This is a genomic window from Sulfuricurvum sp. RIFOXYD12_FULL_44_77 (assembly GCF_001830725.1).
Lineage (GTDB): Bacteria > Campylobacterota > Campylobacteria > Campylobacterales > Sulfurimonadaceae > Sulfuricurvum > Sulfuricurvum kujiense_A.
Genome location: NZ_MIBU01000283.1, coordinates 1 through 3182 on the forward strand (window position 1 = coordinate 1; position 3182 = coordinate 3182).

The window sequence follows — 3182 nt, forward strand, 5'->3', positions numbered from 1 at the left end:
GATGAAGAGCGTTACGGCCTTCAAAATGAGCCTCTCAATATTTTTCGTCACGTTAAAAAAGAGAAAACCCGCTATTTTATCAACAACCAAAGTACCTCAAAATCATCGATGGAATCGATCAGCTCGGGGTATCTTCGTCATTTGAGTCTCAAAGACTACAGTGACTTTGACCCTTCCAACCTTTTAAAAATGATTGATGAACGTATCATTGTACAAAAGCCTGAATATGCCGCTATTTTAGAGAATCATACAGAAAAGTTTAGTGAATTTAAGCTCCTCTCCGATGAGCTTCGAAGTATCGAAGATAAAGAGAAACACCTCTCCGAGCTCAAAGAGTTTGCCCTTTATGAGATATCGAAGATTGATGCGATTAAGCCTCGTATCGGTGAAGATGAAGAGCTGAGTTCCATCAAAAAACAGCTCTCAAAAAAAGAGAAAATTCAGAACGCAATCACTGCGGCAGAAGCTATTTTTACTCACGAATCCGCGGTGAGTTCTGCACTAACTCTTTTGGAAGCTGAGAGTGCATTTTTTGATGATGCGATGAACGAATTACGCTCTTTGTTTGAGAACACATCGGAACGTCTCGAAGAGTTGGAAGAGATATCGATCGAATCGGTGCTGGATCGTATCGAACAAATATCTGAGCTTAAACGCCGCTACGGGAGTGTCGAAGAGGCATTGGCGTATCGTGATCACAAAGAGCGTGAGCTTGAATCGTATGAGACAATCGAACATTCAAAAAGCGATTTGCTAAAACAGATTGCATCCTTAAAATCTGAGTTGGAACACTCCGCAGACGAACTTTCACGTCAGCGCCATTCGATTATGAAAAGCACTCTTGAATCGCTTAATGACTATTTGGGGATGCTCTATCTTCGCGACGCGACACTGGAACTGGAAGTGTGTGCTTTGAACGCGACAGGGTGTGATAAAGCGGTACTGGGATTGAACGGGACGAAACTCGATAAACTCAGCTCAGGGGAGTTTAATCGGCTTCGTCTTGCTTTGCTAGCTCTTGGAGTTGAGAGTATGCAAAGCAGCGGCGGAGTTCTGATGCTCGATGAGATCGATGCGAATTTGAGCGGGGAAGAGTCGATGAGTGTAGCAAAAGTGCTCCGTCATCTTTCCTCTCGGTACCAGATTTTCGTTATCTCCCATCAGCCGCAGCTTACCTCTATGGGGGAGCAACATTTCTTGATTTACAAAGACGATGAGAGCCGTGTACGAGAGTTAAACGATGCGGAGAGGGTCGAGGAGATTGCCCGAATTATCAGCGGTGAGGCGATCAGTGATGAAGCACGCGGTTTTGCTCGAGATCTCTTTGAACGCTCAAGGGTAGCGGGATGATCATCGATACCCATATCCATTTGGACGATGAACGCTATCGTGATGATTTTGACGAAATGATTCAGCGTGCTCACGAGGCCGGTGTTGAGGCTTTTATTATTCCGGGAGCGCACCCTTCGACCTTGAAACGTGCGGTTGAGTTGTGTGAGCAGTATGATAATATCTATTTTGCGGTGGGAGTTCATCCCTATGATATGGAAACGATCGACACAGTTGATTTTGACCATTACGCAGCTCATCCTAAATGCGTTGCGATTGGGGAGTGCGGACTCGATTATTTTCGGCTGGAGGGGAGTGATGAAGAAAAAGAACAAGAGAAACGACGTCAAGACGAAGTATTTCGAACCCATATCCGCTTTGCCAAAAAAGTAAAAAAACCCCTTATCGTCCATATCCGTGATGCAAGCCACAATGCGAAAATGATCCTTTTAGAAGAGGGAGCAGGGGAGGTTGGGGGAGTTCTTCATTGCTACAATGCCGATGATGAGCTTCTCAGCCTCGCAAAAGAGAATTTTTATTTTGGAATCGGCGGTGTCGTAACGTTTCAAAATGCTAAAAAATTGGTCAATATTCTACCCCGTATACCCCGCGATAAACTCCTGATTGAAACGGACGGCCCCTATCTCACCCCGCACCCCCATCGCGGCAGCCGTAATGAGAGTGCCTATACCCGTTTTATCGTTAATAAAATGGGGGAGTTATTAGGTGAAACGGCAGAGTCCATCGAATCATTAACGACCCGAAATGCGAAAACTCTATTTGGTTTAGGATAGTACTATGGAGGGGATATGAAGTATTTATTTGCATTACTGCTAATCCCCTTAGGGCTTTTTGCTTCCGGTTTTGATCCCCATGATCAAAAAAAGATAGAGGTTCTCAGCCATTTTGATATCCCCGCCTCTTATTTAAAAGATCCCTATTTGCATGATATGTATGCACAAAAAAAACGGGAATCTATTTTGCAGGGGTTTGCCGATTCTTCTGAAAATGCCGATGTTTTTATCCCTATGCTGACCTCGCTCATCGCACAATCGGATTTGCCGAGTGAATTTTTATTTGTTACATTAGTAGAGTCTCAATTGCACGGGAGTGCAACATCGCGTCGCGGTGCGGCCGGGTTGTGGCAATTTATGGAGAGTACGGGAAAACTGCATGGATTACGGGTTAATCAGTTTGTAGATGAGCGCCGAGATCATATCAAATCAACCCGTGCCGCTATCACCTATTTAAGCGGTTTGAAAAAGCAGTTCGGAAAATGGTATTTGGCTCTTATTGCTTACAATTGCGGAGATGGAAGGCTAAAACGCGCGATAGCAAAGGCGGGGACAAGCGACATTCACGTGTTAACCGATCCCAAACGAGGTCTTCTTCCTCCTGAGAGCCGTAAATATATTCGTAAAGTTATCGCTTTGTCTTTGTTGGCGACCGATGAGCTTTTTTTGTCTAAAATTCAATTCGATACTTCTCTTGAGTCGGCACAAGAAAATCCTATCGCTACCGTCTATTTGCCGGAGGGGGAAAATATTGATCGTATAGCTGCGGTGCTTGAAATGCCCAAAAACAATCTGGTAAGACTGAATACCCATCTTAAAAAAGGGGTTACTCCTCCGAACGAGCAGTCGTATCCTGTCTATATCCCTAAAGAGAAATTGGATGACTTTCGTCAAAAATATCGGACAAAAGGGCTACGGGGCTATTTTGTGATGCATAAGATAAAATCGGGAGAGTCGCTTGAGCAGCTCTCAAAACGGTATAACGTACCTAAGTCAACGATTATGATGGAGAATATGATCGGAGATGATAATGAACGTAATCTCAATCGACGGGTGAAA

General features: G+C 44.3%; 3 protein-coding genes. All 3 read left to right on the top strand.

The genetic code is table 11. From position 1 onward, the window contains the following. A partial coding sequence (locus A2517_RS10450) for an ATPase (RefSeq protein ID WP_294896784.1) occupies positions 1-1350 on the top strand: 1350 nt, incomplete at its 5' end. Beyond that, positions 1347-2123 carry a TatD family hydrolase gene (locus A2517_RS10455; RefSeq protein WP_294896786.1) on the top strand — a complete coding sequence of 259 codons (777 nt, stop codon included), beginning with the start codon at positions 1347-1349 and terminating at the stop codon, positions 2121-2123. The genes A2517_RS10450 and A2517_RS10455, both read left to right, overlap by 4 nt. A 15-nt stretch (positions 2124-2138) precedes the next feature. Continuing rightward, a partial coding sequence (locus A2517_RS10460) for a lytic transglycosylase domain-containing protein (RefSeq protein ID WP_294896788.1) occupies positions 2139-3182 on the top strand: 1044 nt, incomplete at its 3' end.